General features: G+C 73.2%; 21 protein-coding genes and 3 pseudogenes. 10 read left to right on the top strand and 14 right to left on the bottom strand.

All coding sequences use genetic code 11. The features are described from left to right. Positions 1–70 precede the first annotated feature (70 nt). On the top strand, positions 71–1,072 hold the full coding sequence (locus KME66_RS10745; RefSeq protein ID WP_216329236.1) for a LuxR C-terminal-related transcriptional regulator: 1,002 nt from the start codon (positions 71–73) through the stop codon (positions 1,070–1,072). A 94-nt stretch (positions 1,073–1,166) separates the two neighbouring features. On the opposite strand, the gene KME66_RS10740 is transcribed toward KME66_RS10745, so the two are convergent. Further along, positions 1,167–2,843, bottom strand: coding sequence for a fumarate hydratase (locus KME66_RS10740; protein WP_216321398.1), 1,677 nt, complete (start codon positions 2,841–2,843; stop codon positions 1,167–1,169). A gap of 188 nt (positions 2,844–3,031) precedes the next feature. On the opposite strand from KME66_RS10740, the gene KME66_RS10735 reads away from it, so the two are divergent. Together KME66_RS10735 and KME66_RS10730 are read left to right on the top strand one after the other, a co-directional pair. Next, positions 3,032–3,727 carry a DUF1707 domain-containing protein gene (locus KME66_RS10735; protein ID WP_073215303.1) on the top strand — a complete coding sequence of 232 codons (696 nt, stop codon included), beginning with the start codon at positions 3,032–3,034 and terminating at the stop codon, positions 3,725–3,727. A gap of 165 nt (positions 3,728–3,892) precedes the next feature. Continuing rightward, on the top strand, positions 3,893–4,264 hold the full coding sequence (locus tag KME66_RS10730; RefSeq protein ID WP_073215300.1) for a WhiB family transcriptional regulator: 372 nt from the start codon (positions 3,893–3,895) through the stop codon (positions 4,262–4,264). Between the two features lie 113 nt (positions 4,265–4,377). Here KME66_RS10730 and glpX read toward each other — a convergent pair whose 3' ends face one another. Further along, complete coding sequence (gene glpX, locus KME66_RS10725; RefSeq protein WP_073215298.1) at positions 4,378–5,409, bottom strand: class II fructose-bisphosphatase; 1,032 nt, start codon at positions 5,407–5,409, stop codon at positions 4,378–4,380. A 202-nt stretch (positions 5,410–5,611) separates the two neighbouring features. On the opposite strand from glpX, the gene KME66_RS10720 reads away from it, so the two are divergent. Further along, on the top strand, positions 5,612–6,115 hold the full coding sequence (locus KME66_RS10720; RefSeq protein WP_253208576.1) for a DUF4245 domain-containing protein: 504 nt from the start codon (positions 5,612–5,614) through the stop codon (positions 6,113–6,115). Between the two features lie 231 nt (positions 6,116–6,346). Here KME66_RS10720 and KME66_RS10715 read toward each other — a convergent pair whose 3' ends face one another. The 4 genes from KME66_RS10715 to KME66_RS10700 form a co-directional block, all read right to left on the bottom strand. Further along, positions 6,347–6,937 carry a malonic semialdehyde reductase gene (locus tag KME66_RS10715; RefSeq protein ID WP_073215291.1) on the bottom strand — a complete coding sequence of 197 codons (591 nt, stop codon included), beginning with the start codon at positions 6,935–6,937 and terminating at the stop codon, positions 6,347–6,349. A 301-nt stretch (positions 6,938–7,238) separates the two neighbouring features. After that, the gene (locus KME66_RS10710) at positions 7,239–7,481 is read right to left on the bottom strand and encodes an exodeoxyribonuclease VII small subunit (RefSeq protein WP_073215288.1); all 243 of its coding nucleotides are present in this window, start codon (positions 7,479–7,481) and stop codon (positions 7,239–7,241) included. 108 nt (positions 7,482–7,589) lie between these two features. After that, a complete protein-coding gene (xseA, locus tag KME66_RS10705) occupies positions 7,590–8,807 on the bottom strand; it encodes an exodeoxyribonuclease VII large subunit (protein ID WP_216321392.1) in 1,218 nt (405 codons plus the stop codon). Between the two features lie 450 nt (positions 8,808–9,257). Beyond that, the gene (locus tag KME66_RS10700; RefSeq protein ID WP_367303642.1) at positions 9,258–10,541 is read right to left on the bottom strand and encodes an APC family permease; all 1,284 of its coding nucleotides are present in this window, start codon (positions 10,539–10,541) and stop codon (positions 9,258–9,260) included. 344 nt (positions 10,542–10,885) lie between these two features. On the opposite strand from KME66_RS10700, the gene KME66_RS10695 reads away from it, so the two are divergent. Together KME66_RS10695 and ppgK are read left to right on the top strand one after the other, a co-directional pair. Further along, positions 10,886–11,917 carry a 4-hydroxy-3-methylbut-2-enyl diphosphate reductase gene (locus KME66_RS10695; protein ID WP_073215283.1) on the top strand — a complete coding sequence of 344 codons (1,032 nt, stop codon included), beginning with the start codon at positions 10,886–10,888 and terminating at the stop codon, positions 11,915–11,917. 38 nt (positions 11,918–11,955) lie between these two features. Continuing rightward, positions 11,956–12,708: a polyphosphate--glucose phosphotransferase gene (gene ppgK / locus KME66_RS10690; RefSeq protein ID WP_073215280.1), complete on the top strand. Its 753-nt coding sequence runs from the start codon at positions 11,956–11,958 to the stop codon at positions 12,706–12,708. 159 nt (positions 12,709–12,867) lie between these two features. On the opposite strand, the gene KME66_RS10685 is transcribed toward ppgK, so the two are convergent. After that, positions 12,868–13,428, bottom strand: a complete 561-nt coding sequence (locus tag KME66_RS10685; RefSeq protein WP_073215277.1) for a DUF6542 domain-containing protein — start codon at positions 13,426–13,428, stop codon at positions 12,868–12,870. Positions 13,429–13,743: 315 nt separating this feature from the next. Here KME66_RS10685 and ychF point away from each other — a divergent pair, with 315 nt between their 5' ends. Further along, positions 13,744–14,853 carry a redox-regulated ATPase YchF gene (ychF, locus tag KME66_RS10680; protein ID WP_216321389.1) on the top strand — a complete coding sequence of 370 codons (1,110 nt, stop codon included), beginning with the start codon at positions 13,744–13,746 and terminating at the stop codon, positions 14,851–14,853. Between the two features lie 214 nt (positions 14,854–15,067). After that, positions 15,068–15,222: pseudogene (locus KME66_RS10675) on the top strand (IS110 family transposase); the annotation flags it as partial. Here the strand turns inward: KME66_RS10675 and KME66_RS34540 are convergent. The 7 genes and pseudogenes from KME66_RS34540 to KME66_RS10645 form a co-directional block, all read right to left on the bottom strand. After that, a complete protein-coding gene (locus KME66_RS34540) occupies positions 15,198–15,545 on the bottom strand; it encodes a hypothetical protein (protein ID WP_367303641.1) in 348 nt (115 codons plus the stop codon). The pseudogene KME66_RS10675 and the gene KME66_RS34540 overlap by 25 nt on opposite strands. Before the next feature lie 30 nt (positions 15,546–15,575). Continuing rightward, positions 15,576–16,592, bottom strand: a pseudogene (gene pcaB, locus KME66_RS10670) (3-carboxy-cis,cis-muconate cycloisomerase); the annotation flags it as partial. A 150-nt stretch (positions 16,593–16,742) separates the two neighbouring features. After that, a pseudogene (locus KME66_RS10665) lies at positions 16,743–18,653 on the bottom strand (FAD/NAD(P)-binding protein); the annotation flags it as partial. Between the two features lie 434 nt (positions 18,654–19,087). Then, positions 19,088–19,897, bottom strand: a complete 810-nt coding sequence (locus KME66_RS10660) for a 4'-phosphopantetheinyl transferase superfamily protein (RefSeq protein WP_216321385.1) — start codon at positions 19,895–19,897, stop codon at positions 19,088–19,090. A gap of 58 nt (positions 19,898–19,955) precedes the next feature. Next, on the bottom strand, positions 19,956–21,725 hold the full coding sequence (locus KME66_RS10655; protein ID WP_253208292.1) for an acyl-CoA dehydrogenase: 1,770 nt from the start codon (positions 21,723–21,725) through the stop codon (positions 19,956–19,958). A gap of 427 nt (positions 21,726–22,152) precedes the next feature. After that, positions 22,153–22,950 carry a thioesterase II family protein gene (locus KME66_RS10650; RefSeq protein ID WP_216321383.1) on the bottom strand — a complete coding sequence of 266 codons (798 nt, stop codon included), beginning with the start codon at positions 22,948–22,950 and terminating at the stop codon, positions 22,153–22,155. A 122-nt stretch (positions 22,951–23,072) separates the two neighbouring features. Further along, positions 23,073–23,957 carry an AfsR/SARP family transcriptional regulator gene (locus KME66_RS10645; RefSeq protein ID WP_216321380.1) on the bottom strand — a complete coding sequence of 295 codons (885 nt, stop codon included), beginning with the start codon at positions 23,955–23,957 and terminating at the stop codon, positions 23,073–23,075. 211 nt (positions 23,958–24,168) lie between these two features. On the opposite strand from KME66_RS10645, the gene KME66_RS34395 reads away from it, so the two are divergent. Next, positions 24,169–24,291 (top strand): hypothetical protein, encoded by a 123-nt coding sequence (locus KME66_RS34395; protein ID WP_301184489.1) that lies wholly within the window; start codon positions 24,169–24,171, stop codon positions 24,289–24,291. Positions 24,292–24,308: 17 nt separating this feature from the next. Next, positions 24,309–26,528: a TOMM precursor leader peptide-binding protein gene (locus KME66_RS10640; RefSeq protein ID WP_216321377.1), complete on the top strand. Its 2,220-nt coding sequence runs from the start codon at positions 24,309–24,311 to the stop codon at positions 26,526–26,528. Positions 26,529–26,547: the final 19 nt, after the last annotated feature.

The raw sequence follows: 26,547 nt of genomic DNA, 5'->3' as shown, positions 1-26,547 counted from the left end.
CCGCTCATACTCGTCGAGCGCGGGAGCCGGGCGGGAGACTCCCGATTGCACAAAGGTAATCTGCATGCTTGTGAAGGACGATCATTCCCCCTCACCGCTATGTGATTGCCGTGAATCACCCTCGGACCGGCCGATACCGGAACAACCCTGCGAGGCGGCGCTCGCGACCTATCGCCGTGCGCTGACCCAGGGCAGCATCCCGGTCGCCGCCGCACCCCCCTGCCTGCTCGCCCTCCATCTGCTGGTCGCCGGACAGGACGCACCCGGCCACCTCGTCCCCGTACCGCCGGAGACCGCCTCGTTCGCCGCGCTCGCCCCGATCGAGGAGGCGATCGTCGAGCAGCGCCGCACCCTGCGCTCCGCGCGCGCCACCCTCGCCGCCTTCGAGGGCCTCTACGCCGAGGTCCACCGCCCCGAACGCCCCGCCCTCACCCGGCTCTCCGGCAGGGCCGTCATCAGCAAGGCCCTGGACGCCGGGGTCAGCGGCTGCCGCGCCGAGGTCCGCACCGCCCACCCCGGCGGCGGGCGCCCCGCCCACGTCCTGGCGGAGTCGTTGCCGCGCGACCTGAACAACCTGCGGCGCGGCATCCGGCAGCGCACCCTCTACCAGCACACCGTCCGCTCCGACCGCACCACGCTCGCCTACATCGAGCAGGTCACCGCCGAGGGGGCCGAGATCAGGACGCTGCCCCAGGTCGTGGACCGGTTCATCGTCTTCGACCGGGACCTCGCCTTCATCCCGTTCTCCGACGAACCGCACACCGCGCTGCGCGTCCGGCACCCGTCGCTGGTCCGCTTCCTGGTCCGGCACTTCGACGAGGCGTGGTCCCGCGCCGTACCCGTACGCCCCGAACGGGCGCCGCTGCGCACCCCCGTCGTCACCTCCGGCCTCCAGCGCGCGATCCTCCAGGCCGTCGTCAACGGTGAGACGGACGCCGCCATCGCCCGCCGGATCGGCATGAGCCGCCGCAGCGTCGCCGAGCACATGCGCAAGGTCTCCGAGCAGCTCGGCAGCAACAGCCGGGCCCAACTCGGCTACCTGGTCGCGACATCGGGCCTGCTGGACGACTGAGCAAGGGGCAGGGCCCCACCCGCTCACCGGGGTGGCCCGACGGACGCCGCAGGGGCCCACCCCTGCGGGTGGGCCCCTGCGCACACGTCACGGATCAGGCCAGACCCGGCCCCCGCACCGGAATGCTGGTGAACGTCGGAGCCGGGGCGGGCTCGGTGAAGAAGTCGTTGCCCTTGTCGTCGACGACGATGAACGCGGGGAAGTCCTCCACCTCGATCCTCCAGACCGCCTCCATGCCGAGCTCCTCGTACTCGACGACCTCGACCTTCTTGATGCAGTCCTGGGCGAGCCGGGCCGCCGGGCCGCCGATCGAGCCGAGGTAGAAGCCGCCGTGGGAGCCGCAGGCGTCGGTGACCTGCTTGCTGCGGTTGCCCTTGGCGAGCATCACCTTCGAGCCGCCCGCCGCCTGGAACTGCTCCACGTAGCTGTCCATCCGGCCGGCCGTCGTCGGGCCGAAGGAGCCGGAGGCGTACCCCTCGGGCGTCTTCGCCGGGCCCGCGTAGTACACCGGGTGGTCCTTCAGGTACTGCGGCATCTCCTCGCCCGCGTCCAGGCGTTCCTTGATCTTGGCGTGCGCGATGTCACGGGCCACGACCAGCGGGCCGGTCAGCGAGAGCCGGGTCTTGACGGGGTACTTCGTCAGCTCGGCCAGCACCTCGTCCATCGGCCGGTTGAGGTCGATCCTCACGACGTCACCGGACTCGTCCAGGTGCTCGTCGGTGGTGTCGGGCAGGAAGCGCGCCGGGTCCTTCTCCAGCTGCTCCAGGAAGACGCCCTCCGCGGTGATCTTCGCGGTGGCCTGGCGGTCCGCCGAGCAGGACACGGCGATCGCGACGGGGAGCGAGGCGCCGTGCCGGGGCAGCCGCACCACGCGCACGTCGTGGCAGAAGTACTTGCCGCCGAACTGCGCGCCGATCCCGATCTTCTGCGTCAGCTCGAAGACCTTCTCCTCCAGCTCCTTGTCGCGGAAGCCGTGCCCGGTGGGGGAGCCCTCGGCGGGCAGCTCGTCCAGGTAGTGCGCGGAGGCGTACTTGGCGGTCTTCAGCGCGAACTCCGCCGACGTGCCGCCGACCACGATCGCCAGGTGGTACGGCGGGCAGGCCGCCGTACCCAGCGAACGGATCTTCTCCTCCAGGAACTTCATCATGGAGGCCTCGTTCAGGACGGCCTTCGTCTCCTGGTAGAGGAACGACTTGTTGGCCGAGCCGCCGCCCTTCGCCATGAACAGGAACTTGTACGCGCCGCCGTCGGTGGCGTACAGCTCGATCTGGGCCGGGAGGTTGGAGCCGGTGTTCTTCTCGTCCCACATGGTCAGCGGGGCCATCTGCGAGTAGCGCAGGTTGAGCTTGGTGTACGCGTCGTAGATGCCGTGCGACAGCGCCTCCTCGTCGCCGCCCTCGGTCAGCACGTTCTGCCCGCGCTTGCCCATGACGATCGCCGTCCCGGTGTCCTGGCACATCGGCAGGACGCCCGCGGCGGCGATGTTGGCGTTCTTCAGGAGGTCCAGCGCCACGAACTTGTCGTTGGAGGACGCCTCCGGGTCGTCGACGATCCGCCGCAGCTGCGCCAGGTGGGCGGGGCGCAGGTAGTGCGAGATGTCGTGCATGGCCTCGGCGGCGAGCGTACGCAGCGCCTCCGGCTCGACCTTGAGGAACGTGCGTCCGTCGGCCTCGAAGGTGGAGACGCCCTCGGCGGTCACCAGACGGTACGGCGTGGTGTCCTCCCCCAGGGGGAGCAGATCGGAGTACGCAAACTCTGCCATGACGGCCATTCCTCACTCGGCGACAGCGGCTGACCTCCCTCGGGCAGCGCGTCCACCAGGGTAGAACGCCTGCTGCGCGTGGATCCTGTGAGGTAAGGCTCACCTGGACGTGGGAGGGGCTCGCCCGGACGCGGGCCGGGCGGTGCGTGCCGCTGGAGGGGTAGTCGCGATCTATCGCGTTTCGGTACGCTGGGCCGGTGGACCTAGAGAAGCAGCCCCAGCAGCCCCTCGGGCCGGCCGCCCAGCCACCCGCCGACGTCCTGAACGGGGACGGCATCCGCGCCTCCGACGGCGACCGCGACCGGATCGCGGACATCCTGCGGGAAGCGTTGGCCGAGGGCCGTCTGACGGCCGACGAGCACGCCGAGCGGGTGGACCTGGTCTACCGGGCCAAGACCGTCGGTGAGCTCCAGCCGCTGGTCCGGGACCTCCCCGCGTCCTCCGGGTCCACCGCCCGCGGCCAGGGCCCGCGGCCCTACAGCTACGGGCCCGAGGCTCCCGAGGGGCCGGCGGACAATCTCGTCGCGGTCTTCAGCAGCTCCGTCCGCAAGGGGCGTTGGCGGGTCGGCGGCCGGACGAACGCCTTCGCGCTCTTCGGCAGCGTGGAGATCGATCTGACCGAAGCGCTTTTCGGCCAACGCTTCACCGTCATCAATGCGACGTCCATCTTCGGCAGCGTCGAGGTGCGCGTGCCGGAGAACATCTCCCTGCGGGGCAGCGGCACCGGTGTCTTCGGCGCTTTCGAGGTGAAGTCGCTCGAATCCGCGGACCCGGAAGCCCCGGTCGTCGTCGTGAACGGCTATGCCGTGTTCGGGAGTGTGGACGCGAAGCCGAAGCGGGGCAAGTTCGTCGCGGATCTCCAGAGGCGGCTGCGTAAACACCTGGGCGATTGAAATCGGCGCCACGGACGACCTCCGTTAATCGGCCAGAATGCCGCAGGGGCGCATTGCGGTGAGTCGCGCGCCGGTGCCACTCAGTGCATAGGCGCACGTACAGCGGGTAGGGAGTGCTGCATCGACTCTCGCTCGCGAAGCCGTAGCCGTCGTCAGGAGTAGCCCGTGCTGCAACCGCCGCATCAGCCTCTGCAGGTCGCCGCCGTTCCGGCCCAGCGGACCCCCGCTCGGGAGGACGATGCGGGCCCCTGGCATTCCGAGGCGGCCTGCCGCCGCGACGAGGCGGGACTCTTCTTCGCCCCCTCCAAGGAGCCGACCGCCGCGCGGCTGGCCCGCGAGGAGGCTGCCAAGCGGGTGTGCGGCGGATGCCCGGTCATGATCGAGTGCCGGGAGCACGCGCTGATGCAGCCGGAGCCGTACGGGGTGTGGGGCGGGCTCACCGCCGCCGAGCGCCGGGTGCTGCTCGCGCGGCGGCGACGGCGGGACATCGAGCTCACCGCCACGACGAGGGCCGGACGCATAGCCGCGGCAGGCTGAACGCGAGCCGCGAGAAGCGAATCGCGGACGCGGAGGGGGTGCGGGGAGCGCCGATGTGCTCCCCGCACCCCCTCGGTGCGTCCCGCGTCGCCCGGAGTGCCCCGGCCGTCGGGCTACTTCGCCCGGTCGAAGTCGATGGCGCTGTAGGCGCGCAGCTTCGACAGCCGGTGGGTCGAGGAGATGGACCGGATCGTGCCGGACTTGGACCGCATCACGATGGACTCGGTGGTCGCCGTCTCCGCGCGGTACCGCACACCGCGCATCAGCTCGCCGTCGGTGATCCCGGTCGCCACGAAGAACACGTTGTCGCCACTGACCAGGTCGTCGGTGGACAGCACCCGGTCCAGGTCGTGGCCCGCCTCCAGCGCCTTCTGCCGCTCCGCCTCGTCCTTGGGCCAGAGCTTGCCCTGGATGACGCCGCCGAGGCACTTTATGGCGCACGCCGAGATGATGCCCTCGGGCGTTCCGCCGATGCCCATCAGCAGGTCGACGCCGGTGCCCTCGCGGGCCGCCATGATCGAGCCCGCGACATCGCCGTCCGAGATGAACTTGATCCGTGCGCCGGTCTCCCGGATCTCCTTGACGATGCCCTCGTGCCGGGGCCGGTCGAGGATGACGACGGTGACGTCCTCGGGGGCGGAGTTCTTCGCGCGCGCGACCCGCCGGATGTTCACCGCCACCGGGGCGTTGATGTCGACGAAGTCCGCCGCTTCGGGACCCGTGACCAGCTTGTCCATGTAGAAGACCGCCGACGGGTCGAACATCGCGCCGCGGTCGGCCGCCGCGAGTACGGCGATGGCGTTCGGCATGCCCTTGGCGTTGAGCGTGGTCCCGTCGATCGGGTCGACCGCGATGTCGACCTCGGCGCCGGTGCCGTCGCCGACCCGCTCGCCGTTGAACAGCATGGGGGCCTCGTCCTTCTCGCCCTCACCGATGACGACGACGCCGTTCATCGAGACGGTCGAGACGAGGGTTCGCATGGCCTTCACGGCGGCGCCGTCGGCGCCGATCTTGTCGCCGCGGCCCACCCAGCGCCCGGCCGCCATCGCGGCGGCCTCGGTGACCCGGACCAACTCCAGGGCCAGGTTGCGGTCGGGGGCCTCCGGGGAGACCTCCAGAGGGGACGGCAGATGATGCTCGGACATCGGAGCGCACCTTTCTGTACGGCGACGACCGGATATGAGGGTGCTGTGACTCTATCGGTAGGTCGATAAAATGAGCAGTGCGGGTCACGCATGAGCACCCTGGCGTCGCCGCCTCCGACCGGCACCCTGCGGCCGGGCGTGTCAGGTCGCGTGCCACCATGGACGCGTGGCAAGCAAGCGAGGCAAGCAGACAGTCCGGGACATGTTCCTGTCGACTTTGGTGATCGCCGCCTGCGCGGGGGTCATCTACCTCTTCATCCCCAAGGACGAGCACGCCGACCCGATCAAGGCGGTCGACTTCACCGTGGAGCTGGCGACGGTACGGACCGCCGCCCCCTATCCGGTGGCCGCGCCGGAGGGTCTGCCGGAGCAGTGGAAGGCGACCTCCGTCCGCTACGACGAGGCCGAGGGCGAGGCCTGGCACCTGGGCTTCCTCGACGCGGACCGCAAGTACGTCGCGGTCGAGCAGTCCACCGCCGCCCCCCGCCGGTACGTCCCCGAGGTCAGCCAGAAGGCGAAGGACACCGGCCGGACCGAGACCGTGGCGGGCAAGGAGTGGCAGGTCTGGGAGGGCGGCAAGTACAACGCCCTCGTCCTGCCCGGCGAGGGCCACACCACGGTCGTCACCGGATCGGCGCCGAAGGAGAGCCTGGTCGAGATGGCCGCGGCGCTGAAGACGGCGCCGCCCGCCGCACCGGCCTCCTGACGCGCGGCCCGCTCGGACGGCGTACGGGAGAAGGCCCCGGAACACCGGGTGACGGTGTTCCGGGGCCTTCGTGCGCCATGAGGCCGCGTGTCGGGCCGCAGCCCGGGCCCCTGTCCGGCGGGCCCGTGTGACGGGCCCGCTCCGGGGGCTCCGTGACGGGCCCTGCTCAGCGGTGTCGTGTGACGGGTTCCTGTCCGGCGGGGCCGCGCGATGGACTCCGTTCGGCGGGACTCAGACGGTCGTGACGACCTCGTCGAAGGAGAGGCGCGGGCTGCGCGGGAACCAGGCGTCCTCGCCCGGCTTGCCGATGTTGACGACCATCAGCGGGGTGTGGTCGGCGTCCAGGAACTCCTTCTGGATGCCCGCGGCGTCGTAGCCGGTCATCGGGCCGGCGGCCAGACCGGCGGCGCGGACGCCGATGATGAAGTACGCGGCCTGGAGCGCGGCGTTGAGACCGGCGGCCGACTCACGGACCGGGCGCTCGGTGAAGAACAGGTCCTTGGCCTGCGGGAAGTGCGGCAGCAGCGCCGGAAGCTCCTCGTGGAACTCGTTGTCGGCGGCCAGGATCGCGACCAGCGGGGCCGTGGCGGTCTTCGGGCGGTTGCCCTCCGCCATGTGCTGCACCAGGCGCTCGCGGCCCTCGGCGGAGCGGACCAGGACGACGCGCAGCGGCGACTGGTTGAAGGCGGTCGGGCCGAACTTCACCAGGTCGTAGATCGCCTGGACCTGCTCGTCGGTCACCGGCTCGTCGGTGAAGGTGTTGGCGGTGCGGGCCTCGCGGAAGAGGAGGTCCTGGGCGGCGGGGTCGAGAACGAGGGACATCTGAGGCAAACCTTCCGAACGAACGCGGTGGGGAGGGTTCGAAGGTACGCCAGAGATAGGTTAACTTTCAACTAAAACTGGAGTCGAGTGATCCATTACACATCATTGCATGATGCAGCTACGTGGTAGAGGCGCCCCGGCCCGGCTCCGGTCGCCGTCCTCCCGGGCCGGCCCCGCACGCTCCGGTCGCCGTCCTTCCCAGGTCGTCTGCGCACGCTCCGGTCGCTGTCCTCCCCAGGTCGTCCGCGCGCTCGGGGCGCTTGCCGTCCCAGGTCGTCCTCGCACGCTCCGGGCGCCCGACTCAGGCCTCGTCCTCGCCGTCACGGGGACGGGCCAGGGCCGCGTCCAGCCGGGCGCGGGCGCCCTCCAGCCAGTGCCGGCAGATCTTCGCCAGCTCCTCGCCCCGCTCCCACAGGGCCAGCGACTCCTCCAGCGTCGTGCCGCCCGCCTCCAGCCGGCGTACGACCTCGATCAGCTCGTCGCGCGCCTGCTCGTACCCGAGCGTGCCCGTGGCGGCAGCCGCCGCCGTACCGTCGTCCGTCATGTGATCCACCCTAGATGTGAGCTGATACGTCGTCGTGGGACCGGCCCCGGCCCCCGGCCGGCCGGCTCCTGCGTTCCTGGCCCGGCCCCGGGCTTCCCGCCGCCCGGCTCATCCGCCCCCGTCCACCCGCACCGTGAACTCGCCCTCCGCCACCCGCGCCCGCAGCGGCTCGCCGGGCGCCCCGGCCTCGTCGGGGGAGCGCACCACATGGCCGTCGGGCCGCTGGAGCACCGCGTAACCCCGCTCCAGGGTCGCGGCCGGCGACAGCGAGACGACCCGGGCGAGCGTGTGCGACAGCTCGGAGTCGGCCCGGTCCAGCAGATGGCCCAGCACCCGGCGGCTGCGCCCGAGGAGCGCGTCCACCTCGGCCTCGCGTTCGTCCACCAGCCGCTGGGGCCGCTCCATGGCGGGACGGCCCATCGCGTGCGCGAGCCCCCGCTCCTCACGCTCCAGCAGCCCCCGCACCGTCCGCAGCGCCCGGTCCCGCAACTGCTGGACGCGCTCCAGCTCCTCGCCCACGTCCGGCACGACCTTCTTGGCCGCGTCCGTGGGTGTGGAGGCACGGAGATCGGCGACCAGGTCCAGCAGCGGCGAGTCCGGTTCGTGGCCGATCGCGGAGACCACCGGCGTACGGCAGGCGGCCACGGCCCGGATCAACTGCTCGTCGGAGAACGGCAGCAGGTCCTCGACGCTGCCGCCGCCCCGGGCCACCACGATCACGTCGACCTCGTCCAGCGCGTCCAGTTCCTCGACCGCCTGCACCACCTGGGCGACCGCGTTCACCCCCTGCACGGCGGTGTTGCGGACCTCGAAGCGCACGGCGGGCCAGCGGCGGCGGGCGTTCTCCAGGACATCCCGCTCCGCGGCGGAGGCCCGCCCGCAGACGAGCCCGATGAGCTGGGGGAGGAAGGGGAGCGGCTTCTTCCGGTCCAGCGCGAAGAGCCCCTCGGCGGCGAGCGACTTCTTGAGCTGCTCCAGGCGTACGAGCAGCTCACCGATGCCGACCGGCCGGATGTCGGTGGCCCGCAGGGACAGCTGCCCCCGGGGCGCGTACCACTCGGGCTTGGCCAGGACGACGACGCGCGCCCCTTCCGTCACCACATCGGCGATACGGTCGAAGACCTGCCGGAAACAGGTGACGCTCACCGAGATGTCGTGGGACGGATCGCGCAGCGTCAGGAAGACGACCCCGGCCCCCGGCCGCCGCGACAGCTGGGTGATCTGCCCCTCCACCCAGACGGCGCCGAGCCGGTCGATCCACCCCCCGATGAGCCGGGACACCTCGCCGACGGGCAGCGGCGCTTCCGCGGACGTGTTGAGAGCCATACGGGCGAGCGTATCGGCCCCCGCTGACAGGACACCGGCCCCGCGCGGAGGCCGACCGGGGCCTCAGCGCCGGGCCCACGGGGCCCTTGAGATCTGCCAGGTCCGCCGGGACCGCCCGCTCCCGCTGGGACCGCCGGATCCACCGGGCCCACCGGACCTACCCCGGGCCCACCGGGCCCACCGGACTCACCCAGGCCCACCGGACTCACCCAGGCCCACCGGACTTACCGCAGGTCCACCAGGCCCACCGCACCTGGCCAGGTCTGCCGGGCCCCCGGGGTCCGCCAGGGTCCTTCGGGCTCACCGGGTCCGCCGGACTCACCCAGGCCCACCGGACTCACCCAGGCCCACCGGACTTACCGCAGGTCCACCAGGCCCACCGCACCTGGCCAGGTCTGCCGGGCCCCCGGGGTCCGCCAGGGTCCTTCGGGCTCACCGGGTCCGCCGGACTCACCCGGTCCGCCCCCCCGGCCCCCCGGTCCCGCGCTGCCGCCCCGTCCCCTGCACCGCCAGCACCACGAGTCCCACGCCCAGCCAGCAGAGGCCCACCACCTGGGCGGAGGCCGTCGCCTCCACGATGACCGCGACCAGCACGCCCGCCCCGACCACCGGAACGAGGACGTGCCGCCACCACACCGGCGGCCCCGCCATCCGGCGTACCGCGAACCAGCCGACCACCGACGCGTGCAGCAGTACGAACGCCGTCAGCGCGCCGATGTCCACCACCGAGACCAGATGGTCCAGGCCGTCGTCACGCCGGGCCGCCCACACGGCGGCCACCAGCGTCACGATGCCCGCGCCGAGGATCGCCAGGCGCGGCACGCCCGACGACGGGTCGACCTTCGCGAGGAGGTGCGGCAGCCGCCGCTCCCGGGCCATCGCGAAGACCAGCCGCCCGGCCGCGGCCTGTCCCGCCAGCGCGGCGAACGCGGCCCCGATCGCCTTGCTGACGGCCACCAGATCGTGCAGCCAGGTCCCCACGGACGCGTCCACCGCGTCGTAGAACGCCGACCCCTGCGCCGCCGGGTCCGCCGCCAGCTGGGCCGAGGTCACCGGCTCCAGCAGCGCCGCCAGGTACGTCTGCGCCACGAACAGCACACCGGCCAGTACCAGGCAGAACAGCACCGCCCGCGCCACCTTCTGCGAGCCGCCCGTCACCTCCTCGGCGAACGAGGCGATGGCGTCGAAGCCCAGATACGACAGCACGGCGATGGACACGGCCCCCAGCACCGCGGCCATGGAGAACCCGGTGTCCCCGGTCAGCGGCGTCAGCCAGCCGCGCTGCGCCCCGTCCCGTACGAGCACGGCCACGGCGGCCACCACGAAGACCAGCAGCACCACGATCTCCATGGCCAGCACCGCGAAGCCGACGCGGGCGGCGGCCCGTACGCCCCACAGGTTGAGCAGCGTGGTCACGACGACCGCGATCGCGGTCCACACCCACCGCGACACCTCGGGCACCAGGGCGTTCATCGCGATCCCGGAGAAGAGGTAGGCGACGGCGGGGATCAGCAGGTAGTCGAGCATGGCCATCCACCCGGCGACGAACCCCGGCCCTTCCCCGAGCCCCTTGCGGGCGTACGTGAAGACCGAACCGGCGAAGGGGGCGACCCGCACCATCTGGGCGTAGCTGAAGGCGGTGAAGGCCATGACCACGGTGGCGACGATGTAGACGAGGGCGACCGCGCCGTCGGACTTGGCGTCCAGGGTGCCGAACACGCCGACGGGGGCCATCGGGGCGATGAAGAGGAGCCCGTAGACGACCAGGTCCCGGAACCCCAGGGTCCGCCGCAGCCGGGCCGGTTCCGAGCTGCTGCCCGCACCGCCTTCCGCGCCACTCCCGGAACCGCCGGCCGAACCGCTCCCGGAGCCACCGACCGAACCACTCCCGGAGCCACCGACCGGAGCACGTCCGGAACCGCCGGCCCGACCACTCCCGGGACCGCTCTGCGAACCGCTCTCCGACACCGAGGTCACACCCCTCCATCACCATCAGCGACTGATCTCACGCGCACCGCGACCAGTGTCCCGATCGGACCGCCCTCGCGCCTGTTCGCCACGGCCTTACGATGGGACGCATGACTGCAACGCCCAGCCCGTCACCCGCCACCACCCCGAGTGGAGGCGCTTCGCGCCGCAGTGACACCCGCCGAGTCCTGCTCGCCGCTCCCCGTGGCTACTGCGCGGGCGTGGACCGTGCCGTGATCGCCGTCGAGAAGGCCCTGGAGCAGTACGGGGCCCCGATCTACGTCCGCCACGAGATCGTGCACAACAAGTACGTCGTGCAGACCCTGGAGAGGAAGGGTGCGATCTTCGTGGACGTCACCGCGGAGGTGCCCGAGGGCTCCATCGTGATGTTCTCCGCGCACGGCGTCGCGCCCACCGTCCACGCGGAGGCCGCCGAGCGCAAGCTCGCCACCATCGACGCGACCTGCCCGCTGGTCACCAAGGTCCACAAGGAAGCCGTCCGGTACGCCAAGGAGGACTACGACATCCTCCTGATCGGCCACGAGGGCCACGAGGAGGTCATCGGCACCTCCGGCGAGGCCCCCGACCACATCCAGCTGGTCGACGGCCCCGAGGACGTGGCGAACGTGGAGGTCCGCGACGAGTCGAAGGTCGTGTGGCTCTCGCAGACCACCCTGTCCGTGGACGAGACGATGGAGACGGTCGACGCCCTCAAGTCGAAGTTCCCGAACCTCCTCTCGCCGCCCAGCGACGACATCTGCTACGCCACGCAGAACCGCCAGATCGCGGTGAAGAAGCTCGCCGAGGACGCCGAGCTGGTGATCGTGGTCGGCTCCAAGAACTCCTCGAACTCCATCCGGATGGTCGAGGTCGCCCTGGACGCGGGAGCCCCCGCCGCCCATCTGGTGGACTTCGCGAGCGAGATCGACGAGGCGTGGCTGGAGGGCGTGACCACGGTCGGCCTGACCTCCGGCGCCTCGGTTCCCGACGTTCTCGTCGACGGCGTCCTGGAATGGCTGGCGGAGCGGGGTTACGCGGACGTGGAGACGGTGAAGACGGCCGACGAGTCGATCACCTTCTCCCTGCCCAAGGAGCTCCGCCGCGACCTGCGCGCCGAGGCCGCCGCCCTTTCCGCCGAGTAGCCGCGCAAGGGGCCCGGGCTGCCCGTACGGTGGATGCCATGGAGATCTTCGGCGTGGACATCGGCGGATCCGGGATCAAGGGCGCTCCCGTGGACCTGGACCGAGGGGACCTGGCGCGGGAGCGCCACAAGGTGCTGACACCGCACCCGGCCACGCCCGAGAGCGTGGCCGACGGCGTGGCCGAGGTGGTCGGCCACTTCGACTGGTCGGGCCCGGTCGGCATCACCTTCCCCGGGGTCGTCACGGACGGTGTCACCCGCACCGCGGCCAATGTCGACAAGGGCTGGGTCGACACGGACGCCCGGACCCTGCTGGGCGAGCGGATCGGCCGGCCCGTCACCCTCCTGAACGACGCGGACGCGGCCGGAGTGGCCGAGATGACCTTCGGCGCGGGCAAGGGCCGCACGGGCACGGTCATCCTGCTGACGTTCGGTACGGGCATCGGCAGCGCGGTCTTCACCGACGGCAGGCTCGTCCCCAACACCGAGCTGGGTCACCTGGAACTGCACGGCCACGACGCGGAGAAGCACGCCTCCACGAAGGCCAAGGAGGACGAGGACCTGAGCTGGCACCACTGGGCGCACCGGGTCCAGAAGTACCTGCTGCACGTGGAGATGCTGTTCTCGCCGGAGCTGTTCATCATCGGCGGCGGTGTGAGCCGCAAGGCGGAGAAGTTCCTGCCCCTGATCGAGAAGGTCCGGGCCGAGCTGGTCCCGGCGCAGCTCCAGAACAACGCGGGCATCGTGGGGGCGGCGATGGCGGCGGCTGATCCGGGGCCGGGCAAGGGCTGAGCGGGTCGGGGCCGTCGGAGCCGACGGGGGCCGAGCAGGCCGACCGGGCTCGGCGGGGCGCCAGGCGCACCGGGCCCCAGCGTCAGGACCGCGGGGACGGAGCAGGGCGGCAGGAGCGGGCCGGACGGCCCCGCCCGCGGGATGCGGGGCGGTCGGACGTCAGGGCCGCTGAGGTCGGCGGGCCGCGGCCGCCGGGCCTGCCCCGGCCCGTACGGGCTTCGAGGACGAGGCGGGGGCGTCGGTCGCACGGGGCCTCCGCTCACCGGCGGGACCGCGCCCCTGGGCCAGGACGTACCGCCGCCGCGCCCGCATCAGGCGCACCTTGCGCACGGTGACGATGAGGCCCGCGACGAGCGTTCCGCCGTACAGCCAGCCGGCGTGCACGGCGAGGGCGGTGACGAGGCCCATGACCTGCCCGCCGAAACCCTCGGACCCCCCGGAGATCGGGAACACCCCGACGGCGAAGGCGATCGGCACGCTGATCGGCGCGGTGACCAGATCGGCGGGCCGCACCCAGAGGGCCGTCAGCGCGCTGACGGGCAGGAAGAGCAGCCCGTAGACGAGCTCCGAGCCGTCGAACAGCAGCCGGTCGGCACAGGCGAGGACGAACATGGTGAGCGAGGCGAACAGCCCGGCCCCGATCCCGGTGAGCCGGGGGTTGGGGAAGCGCCGCAGCGCGAGGACGACGGGCGGCACACTCCGCACCCGCACCCGGTACACGGCGGAACCACCCGGCGCGGGCGGGGCGGGCGCGGCCTGCGGGGGCTGCCGGCGCTGCGGGGGACGTGTCCTGTGCTGCTCCACCTCCACAACGTAGGTCGCCGGGGGCGGGGAATCAGGCGTTGGACACGCGCTTTGGCCGACCTTGGGGTTGCGTTCGATGTCACACGGCCGAAAGCCGCACTGTTCGGGCCCATGGGGCAGGCCCGTAGACTGGAGAATCGGTCCACTCCGGGCCCCGGTCCACCGAGGACCGAGCCGGCCCGGGACGCCCCTGCCCCTGCCCTCCCCGCCTCACTCCAGGAAGTCGCCAACGTGTCGCTCACGATCGGAATCGTCGGTCTGCCGAATGTCGGCAAGTCGACCCTGTTCAACGCCCTGACCAAGAACGACGTGCTGGCGGCCAACTACCCGTTCGCCACGATCGAGCCGAACGTCGGCGTGGTCGGCGTCCCGGACCCGCGCCTGGACAAGCTCGCGGAGATCTTCAGCTCCCAGCGGCTCCTCCCGGCCACGGTGGACTTCGTCGACATCGCCGGCATCGTCCGAGGCGCTTCGGAGGGCGAGGGCCTCGGGAACAAGTTCCTGGCGAACATCCGTGAGTCCGACGCGATCTGCCAGGTCATCCGGGCCTTCAAGGACGAGAACGTCGTACACGTCGACGGCAAGGTCTCGCCGAAGGACGACATCGAGACGATCAACACCGAGCTGATCCTCGCCGACCTCCAGTCCGTCGAGAAGGCCGTCCCGCGCCTGACGAAGGAGTCCCGCCTCCAGAAGGAGAAGGTCGCCGTCCTCGCCGCGGTCGAGGAGGCGAAGCAGATCCTGGAGACCGGCCAGACCCTGTTCGCCGCGGGCATCACGGCGGGCACCGAGAAGGGCAGGCTCCTGCACGAGCTGCACCTGCTCACCACCAAGCCCTTCCTGTACGTCTTCAACGTCGACGAGGACGAGCTGGTCGACGAGGACTTCAAGAACGAGCAGCGCGCCCTGGTCGCCCCCGCCGAGGCGATCTTCCTGAACGCCAAGATCGAGTCCGAGCTGATCGAGCTGGACGACGACGAGGCACTCGAACTGCTCCAGTCCATGGGTCAGGAAGAGCCCGGCCTCGCCACCCTCGGCCGCGTCGGCTTCGAGACCCTGGGCCTCCAGACCTACCTCACGGCAGGTCCGAAGGAAGCCCGCGCCTGGACCATCAAGAAGGGCGCCACGGCCCCGGAGGCGGCCGGTGTCATCCACACCGACTTCCAGAAGGGCTTCATCAAGGCGGAGATCGTCTCCTTCGCCGACCTGGTGGAGACCGGCTCGGTCGCCGAGGCCCGCGCCAAGGGCAAGGCCCGCATGGAGGGCAAGGACTACGTCATGCAGGACGGGGACGTGGTGGAGTTCCGCCACGGAGGAACGTCCGGGAGCGGCAAGAAGTAGGGCACGATCGAGCTGGACGCCGACGAGCCGGAGCCCCAGCCGGCCGTCGACGACGCACCCGTGGTTGTCGCGGAGTTCCGCGACCTCATCCCCCCGGGCCTCGTGACCCTCGATGTTCACCGGATCCGGGGGATGCGGCCGATCGTCCTGCGGGTCAAGCCGTCCGGCACACGCATGACATGACCGGCTGGAAGTCCTCGGTCGTCGCCGCCCCGCCCCGGCCACGAAGCGGTCGGGCACTTCTCTCCACGGCGAACACGCCCCGGAGGCGGCGACCGGCAGCTCACACGCGCGATGTTCCTCTCCGGGGTCGCGGCCCTGTACGGCCCCGCCTCCCGCACCTGCTACGACCGCTGCCGGGCCCGGGGCTCTCCCGTGGTACCGGAGGTCTTTCCGGGGCCGGTGGCGGGAGGCGGTCCGGAGGCCGTCAGCGCGCGGTCGACCAGGGGGCCGGCCATGCCCGTGTAGTGGGCCGGGTCGAGCAGCGGCGCGAGTTCCACGGGGGACAGGGCCCCCCGTACCTCGTCCCGTCCGGCCAGCACCTCGACCAGCGGCCGGCCGGTGTCGGCGGCCTCCGACGACGCGCGGGTCAGCAGCTCCTTCGCGGCCGTGCTGCCCAGCCTCGGGGCGAGCAGGGCGCTGATCCGCTCGGAGACGATCTGCCCGCCGGTGGCCCGCAGGTTGGCCGCCATCCGCTCGGGGCGCACCGTGAGTCCCCGGACCAGCTCCACCATGGTGTGCGCGGCCCCGCCGGTCAGCCGCAGCGCCTCGCGCAGCGGCTGCCACTCGGCGTGCCAGACCCCGGCCGACCGCTCGTCCTCGTGCTGCAGGCACTGGGCGAGGACGGCGGCCAAGGCCGGGACCTGGAGGGCGGCCGAGCGGATCAGCGTCGACAGCACGGGGTTGCGCTTGTGCGGCATCGCCGAGGAGGCGCCCCGCCCGGACACCGCCGGCTCGGCCACCTCCCCGGTCTCGGTACGCGTGAGGACGAGCACGTCGACGGCGATCTTCCCCAGCGCCCCCGCGGTGTGCGCGAGGGCCGCGCCCAGGTCGGCGACGGGCGTACGCAGCGCGTGCCACGGCAGGACCGGCGCGCCCAGCCCCGTCTCGTCGGCGAAGGCGTCCACCAGCTCGGCCAGGACGGCCGCCGGATCGGCCCCGTCGCCCGCGTACTGGAGGTAGCCCGCCAGGGTGCCGGCCGCGCCGCCCAGGGAGACCGGCAGCCCGCCCCCCTCCAGCCGCTCCAGGCGCTCGGCGGACTCCAGGACCAGCTGGCGCCAGCCCGCCGCCTTCAGTCCGAGGGTGGTGGGCACGGCGTGCAGGGCGAGAGTACGGCCCGCCATCACCGTGTCCCGGTGGTCGGCGGCCAGGACCCCCAGGGTGTCGGCCACGGTCCTGAGGTCCGCGACGACCAGGCGCAGGGCGCGGGTGGCCACCAGCATCGCGCCGGTGTCGAAGACGTCCTGGCTCGTGGAACCGCGGTGCACGTACTCGGCCGCTTCGGGCGAGTGGGCCGCGACGCGCGCGGTGAGCGCCTTCACCAGGCCCACCACCGGGTTCGCGGTCTCCCGCGAGGCCAGTGCCAGCTCCCGTACGTCGAAGTCCGCGGCGCGGGCGGCGGCGGTGATCGCGGCGGCCGCGGCGGCCGGGACGGTGCCGCACCGGGCCTGGGCGCGGGCCAGCGCGGCCTCCGCGTCGAGCATTGCCTGGACCCAGGCGGTGTCGTCGACGGCGGCCTCGACGGGAGTGCCGGCCCGGACCGGGGACAGCAGCCCGGTGTCGGTTCCGGCGGGACGGCGCCCGGCGGCGGGGCTCACGCGGCCACCCCTGCCCGAGCGGGCGGGCGCCGGCGGGGCCGTCGCCCTCACGGCCCCGGCCGACGGCTCCGCCAGCGCCAGCACCGCGGCCGCGACGGCGTCGGAGTCCTCCAGCGTCACTGAGCCCACACCCGGACGGATGCCGGCCGCGGTCACCCAGTGCACGGACTCGGTGGGCACCCCGTACGCGAACCGCCTCGGATGCGGCACTCCCCGGGCGTCGATGAGGCGGTACGGCCGCTCGGACACGGCCAGGCCACCGGTCTCGTACGACGAGCCGTCCGTGCCCGCGACGCGGTGAGGCCGCCCCTGCCCGGTACGCAACAGCCCATCCATCAGCGGATCGGCGGTACGCCGGACGTCGATCTCCGGCAGCCGGGCCTCGATCAGCACCGTGGCCCGCACCCGGAGACCGGCGACCCCCTCGGAGGTACCGACGAAGGCCGGGCCCTCCGGGTCGTGCGCGTCGGCGGCCACCCGCAGCCCCGGACCGGTCACGTCGAGGATCCCCGCGTCGATCAGCGCTGCCATCTCCTCGACACGGGAGGCCGGCGGGCCGATGGACAGGTAGGCGTTGAGGGGCGTGTACCACCCGTCCAGCTCGTCACGGTGGGAAGCGGCGTCCAGCCCTCCGTGGTCGATGACCAGGCGCAGCTCGTTGCGCAGATCCCGCAACACGTCCAGAGCGGCCTTGAACGGCCCGCTGACGTTGCCCTCACGGGCCCTGCGCACATCCTCGTCCAGGTAGTCGCGCAGCCAGGAGCGGAAGGCGGCCAGGTCGGGGAAGACGCGCTCACCCGACGGGCGGACGACGCCGTCCCAGTCCCACCGCTCGCCTTCGTCGACACCGGCCGCGGCCAGCAGCCGCTCCTCGGCCGCGCCCTCCTCCGCCCGCAGGAACACGGCCGAGAACACGGCCACCTCGTCCGGATGCGCGCGCCGCGCCAGCAGTGTCTCGTAGTAGACCGTGCGCACCTCCTTGGAGATGAGCGGCCACAGCTCGGTGCCGAAGCGGATCGGCCGGCCGGCCCTCACCCGCGCGCGCAGCTCCGCCACCAGCCCCGTGGTCAGCAGCCGCGGACGGTAGCGGCCGTGCGCGCCCTTCTCGTTGTCGCCTCGCGCCTGGTACGGCACGCCGCGCCGGGATCCGGCGTACAGCCGCGGCTCGCGGCCGGAGGGCCGGTACACCAGGCGGCCGCCGACGCGTTCGAACACCCCGCCGCGTGCGTGCGTGAACAGCGCCATGTAGTCGAAGAAGTTCAGCCCGAGCCCTCGCAGCAGCACCGTCTCGCCCGGGGCCACGCCCGACAGGTCCACGTCCGCCGGGTTGCCCGGCGGGATGTAGGTCAGCCCGTGCCGGGCCGCGTACTCGGCGTGCCCCCGCTCCGTCTCGGTCGGCCGGACCTGTACGTGGCCCTGCGCGAGCACCACGGCGCCGAGACCGGTCAGCCGGGTGCCGTCCTCCAGGACCACGGTCTGCGCCGCGTCGGGTCCGGGGTCGGCGTCCTCCAGGGCGACGGCGCGCGAGGCGTGCACGCGAATGTCGACGTGCGCAGCCGCCTTCGAGACGACCTGCCCGAACACCCAGGTCAGGTAGTGGCCGTACAGCGAGCGGGTGGGATACGCGTCCGGGCCCAGGCCGCGGGCCTCGGCGAGCGTCTCGTCGTCGTACGGCGCGCCGGCGCCGGGGACGAGACCGCCGGCGCCCAGCGCCCTGGCCCACTCGTGGAGGCTCGGGCCCTCCTCCAGCGGTCCTTCGATCCTGACGCTGGCGTCCGTGTGGACGGTCACCTGCGAGGCCACGGTGTTCATGAGCAGGTGCCGGGACTGCGAGGGCCGCCAGACGCGGCCGGCGCCCGGCGGATCCGGCTCCACGACGTGCACGGTGAGGCGGTCCCAGCGGGGGGACTTCCGCTCCTGCGCGCAGAGCCGCTCCAGTACGGACAGCCCGCGGGGCCCGGCACCCACCAGGCACACCCCCATCGTCCTCCCGGTGACTCCCGCCTCGGCCTCGGCCGGGGAGGGGGCCGCTTCCCGGACCCGCGGCAGCCTTTTCGCGCCCTGTGAGGGGCTGGTCCGGGCCGGACCGCGGTTCCCGGTCCGGGGGCCTGCCGCCTCAGCGGTGGGTGAGGTCACGGGTCCGCTGCTCACAAGGACACTCCGCTCAGGAGACGGGGGACGGCCGGACCTCGTCGGCATCGCCGGTGCCGGTCCGGCCCGCTCCCCAAGGGCCGTCGTGGTGTGTCGCAACGGTCTGTCCCGGCGCTCGACCAGGGCTCGGGCCCGGGTGGAAACCGGCCCCGGTCCGGCTTCGGACGCCTTCCCGCCCGGCGAGGCCCCGGAGAGGCCCGGCACCGGCGGGTCCGGGCCTCTCCGGGGCCTCGCCCGGGCCGGGAGGGGACGGACGGCGCACGGGGTCACGGGCTGTCCGTCCTCATCGCCGACAGGAACCCCTGGTCGAGCATGGTCCCGGCGGACGTGTCGTCCGCGGTGCACAGGCCGGCGTCGTGGCAGGCGACGCTCACCAGGTACCGGCCCAGCACCTCGTGCGTGGCGAAGCCCCACTCGCCGCGGGTGGCGGCGCTGCCGTCCGGGGCGTGCAGCTCCAGGTCCCGCCCGAAGCCGAACTCCTTGAAGCCGAGCCGCAACCCCTGCCCCAGCGCCTTGGAGTACGCCTCCTTCAGCGTCCACAGCCGCACCGCGTGCGGCACCCGCAGCGCCTCCGGCAGCTTCGCGATCTCCGCCGCCTCGGTGGCGGTCAGGATCTGCTCCCGCAGCAGGTCCAGCCGGACGGTGCGCCCCGACGGCTCCACGTCCACCCCGATCCGGCCGGTGCGGCTCAGCCCCACGGCCATCAGGTCCCCGGTGTGCGACAGGCTCAGCTCGATCTGGTCGAAACCGCGCAAATACGGGCGCCCGCCGAGCCGGTAGGACAGGTCCAGGTGCTCCGGCTCGATCCCGAGGGCCGCCCCGGCCGTGTACTTGATGAGCAGCCGGGTGGCGGCGAAGCGGTAGCGGGCGGCGGGGTCGTGGGCGCCGCGGTAGCGGTCCCAGTCCGTGCCCAGCAGCTCGCGCAGCCGGGCGGTGGTCAGGACGTTCGGCAGCCATGCGGTCCACGTCGTGTAGGCCACCGCGTTACCGAGTTCCGCCAGGTCCTCCCGCACCCAGTCCCACGGCCCGTCCGGCCGCGGCACGTGCACCGGCACGGCGCACTCCACCTGATGCATCGTCACCTCCTGCGTCGTCGTGCCGGCCGCCCCGGCCTGTTCTGCGTCCGAAGGCCCGTCAGCCCGACAGCCGCGTCCCGTACAGGTCGAGGCTGCGCCGCTCCCGGCACCGGGCGAGCAGCTCGTCCAGCACCGCCTCGACGGTTCCGTCGGACGGGTCCGCCCCTCGCACGCCCAGCCGGCGGGCGATGCGGCTGAGGGCGAGCACCGCCCATGCCGGATCCCCGAGGAACGCGTCGCCGTGCGTGGCCCGCGCCTCCCAGAGCCCCAGCACGGCGGCGGCCGAGAGCACCAGTGCGTAGCGGTCGGCCAGGGCACAGGCCTGCGGGTCGAAGGCGCCGCTGAGCGTGACGCAATGGACGCGCAGCGTCCGCAGCTCCTCGACGAAGGTCCGGGCGAGCGCGGCCAGCGCGGAGTGCGGGGACCCGTGTCCGGTGTGCCCCTCCAGCCGGCCCGTGACCCCGACGAGGGTGGCCGTCAGCAGGTCGTCCGTACGCGAGTGGGCCAGCCGCCGGTGGTCGAAGGGGGGCAGGGGCGCCCCGGGCGTGAAGAGCGCGGGCGGCGGCTCGGCGGTACGGAACCAGGCCGTACGGGCCAGCGCCGGAAGCTGCGGGACGATCACCGCCTGGCAGACGGCGGTGCCCGCGTGCCCCAGCCCGGCCACCGGCAGATCGCGCACGAGCTTCTGGAAGCCCCCGTACAGGGGGCCGCGGTCGTAGCCGCGCCCGCCGAGCACGGTGGCCAGTTCCTCCAGGTCCTCGCGCAGCAGATCGGGCATCGTGTACTTCACGGCCGCGCCCAGGAGGTACGACTGCTCGGGCACCAGACTCATCGCCCGCAGCCCGGTCACCGCCATCGCGTCGCAGGCCAGCAGATCGGCGAAGACCCCGGCGAGCACCTTCCGGCCGCGGCGCGTGGGCCGGGCGTCGGGCCGGTTCTCGGTGGCCGCGCGCACCGCCATGCGCAGGACGCTGTCCACGCCCGCGAGCACGGTGCCGGGGACCAGGCAGTGGCTGGTCTGGAAGCTGCGCAGCGCCAGCGACACCCCGTCGCCGACGGCGCCGACCAGGGCGCCGTCCGGCAGGGCCACACCGTCGAGTTCGAGGCCGGAGAAGTGCGCCCCGCGCATGCCGGGCGTCTTCACCCGGCCGAGGCGGCGCACCTCGCCGGCGGCCGGCGCGTCGGGGCCGAGGATCAGCACGGAGTGGCTGCGGGGGCCGTCCCCTTCCGACGTACGGGCGTACATGACGAACGCGTTCGCGCGGTGGGCGTTGATGACGACGTCCTTGCGCCCGCCGACCAGCCAGCCGCCGCCGGGGCGCGGCCCGGCGTGCATCTCGTCGCGCAGGATGGCGTTGGCGTGGGCGACCTCGCGGTGCACGATCGTGACACGGCCGCCGCCGAGCAGAACGCCGGCCAGCGAACGCCGCTGGTCCTCGTCCCCGGCGGTCCACACCGACGAGGCGGCGAACAGCGAGGTGATGCCGAAGCCGTAGCCGAGGGCGAGGTCACGGCGGAACAGCGGGCGCAGGACGCGGGCCAGCTCCTCCAGGCCGGTGAGCCGGCCGCCGAGGTCGTGAGGGACGAACTCGGCGGCCAGCCCGGCCTCGGCGAGCAGCGCCTCGGTGGCCTCGGGCACCTCGCGGGCCTCGTCGGCGCGCAGCAGCGCCAGGTGGCCGTGCGGGTTACCGGGGTCGAAGGGATCCCCGAGCGCCGCTTCCAGCCGTGCGGCCCGCGCGGGCTCGGCGGCCCGCGGCGCGGAGGGGGCGTCCCGTGCCGGGGCGTGGGCGCCCTGTCCGGGCGGCCGAGTGGTCCCGGGCGCGCTCACGGGGCGCTGACCGGGCCGAGGACGGGCTGGGGGGCGTACCGAGGTACGGACAGACAGGTCCGGCCGGTCCGGCATCTTCCACACCCTCTTCATGCAGTGACGGGGCCGGCGTGGACCACCGCGTGCGGGTGCGGTGGCCTGCCGTGCCGGCGTTGCTCACGCCGGCACGGCCGTCCGCCACGCGTCGGGGCCGTCGGCGGGCGGTACCGGGATCCGCCTCGGTCGGCGGACGTGCCGACGACCTTGTCCTGAACGGCTCGTGTCCGGCTCGAACCCGGCGGAGCGCGCCTCGCCCCGGGCCCCGTCGTGGCCGGACCCGTGGGCCGCGGGCTGCGGGCTGCGGGCCGTGGGGCCGGGGCCGGCCCCGGTGGCCGTCGGCGAGCCGTGGCCGGGGGCACCGTGATCCCGCCGGTGTCCCCGGCCCGTCTCACCGCGCGCCGTCGGCGGTAGGGGCCCGGGCGGCCGGCGTACGGGACAGGTGCTCCCGGCACGCCTCGCCGATCAGGGCGGGCAGCGCTTCGTCGACGACGAAGAAGTGGTCCCCGGCCAGGGTGCGCGGGGTGACGGGCCCGGTGGTCCACCGCCGCCACTCCCGGAGCGCGGTGGGGACGGCCAGCGGGTCGTCGCTGCCGGCGAAGACGAGCAGGGGGACGTCCACGGGGCCGCCGGTGGCGGGGTCCAGGGCCGCCTGCCGCAGGGACCTGGCCAGTCGCAGGTCGTCACGGAGCAAGGGCAGGACGGAGCGGTACCACAGCCCGCCGGGGTCGGAGGTTCCCTTCGGCAGCGAGCCGAGGCCGCCGAGGAGCGGCAGCAACCGCTCGACGGGGGCGTCCGCCGCGCTCATCAGGGGGGTCGTGGCGTGGGGCGGCAGGCAGGCGCCCACGGCGAGGAACAGGGGCGGGGGCGCCCCCTCGTCGGCCAGTGCCCGGGTCAGCGTGTAGGCGACCAGCGCGCCGAGGCTGTGCCCGTACAGCGCGTACGGGCCGGAGTGCGCCGTTTCCAGGAGCGGCGCGAGCAGGTCGCCGAGGAGTCCGGAGCGGTCGGTGACGCGCGGTTCGCGCCGCCGGCGGTCCCGGCCGGGCAGCGGAAGGGCCACCACCTCCACCGCGGGTCCGGCCGCGGCGGGCCAGCGGCGGTAGCTGGACGCGCCCGCGCCCGCGTGGGCGAGGCAGTGGAGCCGTACCCGCCGCTCCACCACCCCGTCGACCGCCGTCAGGGAAGCCATCCGTCTCCCTCCTCCAGGAAGCTGTGCCGACGTGTGAGCCGTGCGACGTACCGGCCGCGGTCCGGAGTCTCGTCACCGGGGCTGGAGCGGGACTCGAATCGCGCGGGGCCGCCCGAGCGGTCTCAGGAGGCCCGCGCCAGACGGTGCGCGGCGAAGTCCTCCGAGGACCAGGAGACGGACCAGACGTCCAGGGCGGGATGGCCGGAGAGGATCGCCGACTGGAGGTTCTGGAGCCGCGGACAGGGCTCGACGCCCAGTTCCTGGTTGAGGACGGACCTGAGCCGGTGGAAGGCCTCCAGGGAGCGGCCGACGCGGCCCGCCCGGTAGAGGGCGATCATCAGATACGCGCAGAGGTTCTCGTTCATCGTGTTCCGCGCGACCACCCGGGTCAGTTCGCCGAGCAGGTCGGCGTGGCGGCCGAGGGCCAGGTCGGCCTCGATGCGCCGCTCCAGGGCGCCGAGCCGGCTCTCCTCCAGGGAGACGGCCTCGATCTCCAGGACGCTGCCCTTGCGGATGTCGACGAGCGCGGGACCGCGCCAGAGCTGGAGCGCCTGGCGGAGCTCCTCGGAGAAGCGGCGGTGGTCGCCGGCCTCGGAGGCGGCGTACCCGGCCCGCACACGTTCCTCGAAGACGGAGACGTCCGTCGTGCAGGCGTCGCCCTCCAGGAGGTAGCCGTTGTGACGTGTGCTCAGGATCTGCCGCACACCGGGGCGTTCGGCGTGGGCGGCGGCAAAGGCGTTGCGCAGCTGGAGGATGTAGGTCTGCAGGGTGGTGGCGTGGCTGCGCGGGGGACGGTCCCCCCACAGCTCCTCGATCAGCGCCGGGACCGTGACGATCCGGCCCACGTTGAGCGCGAGCAGGGCGAGCACCTGGCGCTGCTTGGGCGCGCTGGCCGTCACCTGCGCCCCGTCGAGGTGCAGGGTCAGGGGGCCGAGCAGCCCGATGCTGAGCTGTCCGGGCTGCTGCCAGACGTTGGCGGAGTCGTACCTCATGGGGCCCTCGGACATTTCCGTTCCTCCCGGCTTCGCGCTGTTGGTCTGGGTTTCCGAGCATGCCGAGAGGGGCGGCACTTGCCCACTGACCCGTGCATCTCTCCCGTGTGAAGAATCCACGCGGCGAACGTGAACCGGTGCATGGCGGCCCGCACGGCCGAGGCTGGAAAGTGTGGTCGACCGCGGCACCGACGGCCGCGGACCGGACGAGAGAGGCGATGAACTCATGCAGATCACCCTTGCCGTTGACGACCTGATCATCGAGGACCTGGACGACATCGACGGCTTCACCGGCGACCCCACCGGATGGTGCGCCGTCACGATCCCGACCCCGGCCGCGGCCCAGTAGAGAGCCCGGCCCGCGCCATGCGTGTGGACGAGACACGACCGATCGGGTTCCGGCGCCACCTGCGGGCCGAGATCGTCCCGGGCGAGGCCGTCTACCTCGTCTCGCCCCGGGGGACGACCGCTCTCTCCGGCAACGCGATCCAGAGGATGGCCCCGCTGCTCGACGGGTCGCTGACCCTGCCCGAACTGCGCGAGGCCACGGGGTTCCCCGCGGAACAGCTGGACGGCATGATCGACCGGCTCACCGCCGCGGGTCTCGTCGGCTTCCGCACGGCCCCCCGGGACGTCCCCTCGGGCGCGTACTGGGATCTGGCGGGTGTCGACGGTCCGGCGGACGCGGAGGTGTCCGTCGTGGCGTTCGGCGGAGCCGACGCGGCGGCGGCCGAGCGCGCCTGCCGCACGGCGGGGCTGGTCTGCGGCCCGGACTCGCCCTTCACGCTGGTCGTGTGCGACGACTATCTGGACCCGGCGCTGGCCGAGTTCAACGCGGCACGGCTCGCCGACGGCCGGCCCTGGCTGCCGGCGAAGCCGTACGGGGCGCAGCTCTGGGTCGGCCCGGTGTTCCAGCCGGGTACGGCCGGCGCCTGCTGGTCCTGTCTGGCGGTACGGCTCCGATCCCGCCGGCGCGGTGAGTCGCACGTACGGCGGGCGCTGGGGCTCGCGGCCCCCGTGCGGGCGCCGGAGACCTCGCTGGCGACCACGCGGGAACTGGGGCTGCAGACGGCGGCCCTGGAGGCGGCGAAGTGGCTCGCCGAGCTGCGCGAGGAGCGCCAGAACACGCTGTGGACGCTGGACACGCTGACCCTCGTGGCCGGTCACCATCCGGTGGCGGCGCGGCCGCAGTGCCCGGACTGCGGGGACCCGGGGATGGTTTCGGAGCGGGCGCGGAGGCCGGTGGTGCCGGTGTCCCGGCCGAAGGGCGCGACCGGCGGGAACGGGCACCGGACGCTCTCGGCGGAGCAGATGTGGGAGCGGTTCGGGCGGTTGGCCGACCCGGTCACCGGGGTCACGGAGCGGGTCGTGCGGGACCCGCGGAGCCCTTCGTTCCTGCCCTGCTACCGGTCGGGGCCCAACCTGGCCCTGCCGGAGGGCGACCTGTCCGCGCGCCGGGCGGGGCTGCGGATGCAGAGCGGCGGCAAGGGACGGACGGACGCCGAGGCGCGGGTCAGCGCGCTGTGCGAGGCGGTCGAGCGGTACAGCGCGACGCGTCACGGCGACGAGGAGACCGTGCGCGGGAGCTATCGCGAGCTGGCGGACCGGGCCGTGCACCCGGGGGACTGCATGCTGTTCGACGAGCGGCAGTACGAGGACCGCGAGCGTTGGAACGCCTCGGGCGTCCCCTTCGAGTACGTGCCGGAGCGGTTCGACGAGGACGCGGAGGCCGAGTGGACGCCGGTGTGGTCGCTCACCGGCGGGGAGCACCGGCTGCTGCTCTCGGCGCAGGCGTACCTCGGTGGGCCCTCCGTGGCCTCGGTCGTGGCCGACTCGAACGGCAACGCCGCGGGCGGCTCCCTGGAAGACGCGATCCTCCAGGGCTTCCTGGAACTGGTGGAGCGCGACGCGGTGGCGCTGTGGTGGTACAACCGCACCCGGCACGCCGCCGTGGACCTGGCGGCGTTCGGCGATCCGTGGGTGGCGGCGCTGCCCGAGCGCTTCCGGGAGCTGGACCGCTCGATCTGGGTCCTGGACCTCACGGCCGACCTGGGGATCCCGGTGATGGCGGCGGTGTCGCGCCGGGCCGGGGGACCCGCGGAGGACATCATGCTGGGCTTCGGGGCCCACCTCGATCCGGCGGTCGCGCTGAGCCGGGCGGTCACGGAGCTGGGGCAGATGCTGCCCTCGCTGCCGTCAGGGACGCGGGGGTACGCGCCGGGTCTCCCGGCCCATCTGCTCGACTGGCTGCGCGGGGCGACGGTCGCGGACCAGCCGTACCTGCTGCCCGACCCGGAACTGCCGGTGCGGACCCCGGAGTCGTACGGGTACGTGCCGCGCGCCGACATCCGGGACGATCTGGAGCATCTGGTCGGTCTGGCCCGGACCCACGGTCTTGAGGTACTGGTCCTGGACCAGACGCGGCCCGATCTGGGGCTGCCCGTGGTGAAGGTGGTCGTGCCGGGCTTGCGGCACTTCTGGGCGAGGTTCGCACCGGGGCGGCTCTTCGAGGTGCCGGTGCGGCTCGGGAGGCTCTCCGCCCCGACGCGCTACGAGGACCTGAACCCGACGCCCCTCTTTCTGTAACTTCCATATGAACACGCAT

The organism is Streptomyces sp. YPW6 (genome assembly GCF_018866325.1).
GTDB lineage: Bacteria > Actinomycetota > Actinomycetes > Streptomycetales > Streptomycetaceae > Streptomyces.
The sequence above is the reverse complement of the archived record's forward strand: the minus strand, read 5'-3'. Positions and strand labels throughout refer to the sequence as shown.

Coding starts and splice junctions, on each gene's coding strand:
- KME66_RS10710 (WP_073215288.1), bottom strand. CDS start 7,481: ATGACGGACGACGGTACGGCGGCGGCTGCCGCCACGGGCACGCTCGGG.
- KME66_RS10720 (WP_253208576.1), top strand. CDS start 5,612: ATGTTCCTGTCGACTTTGGTGATCGCCGCCTGCGCGGGGGTCATCTAC.
- KME66_RS10740 (WP_216321398.1), bottom strand. CDS start 2,843: ATGGCCGTCATGGCAGAGTTTGCGTACTCCGATCTGCTCCCCCTGGGG.
- KME66_RS10645 (WP_216321380.1), bottom strand. CDS start 23,957: ATGTCCGAGGGCCCCATGAGGTACGACTCCGCCAACGTCTGGCAGCAG.
- KME66_RS10660 (WP_216321385.1), bottom strand. CDS start 19,897: ATGCATCAGGTGGAGTGCGCCGTGCCGGTGCACGTGCCGCGGCCGGAC.
- KME66_RS10715 (WP_073215291.1), bottom strand. CDS start 6,937: ATGTCCCTCGTTCTCGACCCCGCCGCCCAGGACCTCCTCTTCCGCGAG.
- xseA (WP_216321392.1), bottom strand. CDS start 8,807: ATGGCTCTCAACACGTCCGCGGAAGCGCCGCTGCCCGTCGGCGAGGTG.
- KME66_RS10640 (WP_216321377.1), top strand. CDS start 24,309: ATGCGTGTGGACGAGACACGACCGATCGGGTTCCGGCGCCACCTGCGG.
- glpX (WP_073215298.1), bottom strand. CDS start 5,409: ATGTCCGAGCATCATCTGCCGTCCCCTCTGGAGGTCTCCCCGGAGGCC.
- KME66_RS10700 (WP_367303642.1), bottom strand. CDS start 10,541: ATGGCCCCCGTCGGCGTGTTCGGCACCCTGGACGCCAAGTCCGACGGC.
- ppgK (WP_073215280.1), top strand. CDS start 11,956: ATGGAGATCTTCGGCGTGGACATCGGCGGATCCGGGATCAAGGGCGCT.
- KME66_RS34395 (WP_301184489.1), top strand. CDS start 24,169: ATGCAGATCACCCTTGCCGTTGACGACCTGATCATCGAGGACCTGGAC.
- KME66_RS10650 (WP_216321383.1), bottom strand. CDS start 22,950: ATGGCTTCCCTGACGGCGGTCGACGGGGTGGTGGAGCGGCGGGTACGG.
- KME66_RS10695 (WP_073215283.1), top strand. CDS start 10,886: ATGACTGCAACGCCCAGCCCGTCACCCGCCACCACCCCGAGTGGAGGC.
- KME66_RS34540 (WP_367303641.1), bottom strand. CDS start 15,545: ATGGCGGCCAACCTGCGGGCCACCGGCGGGCAGATCGTCTCCGAGCGG.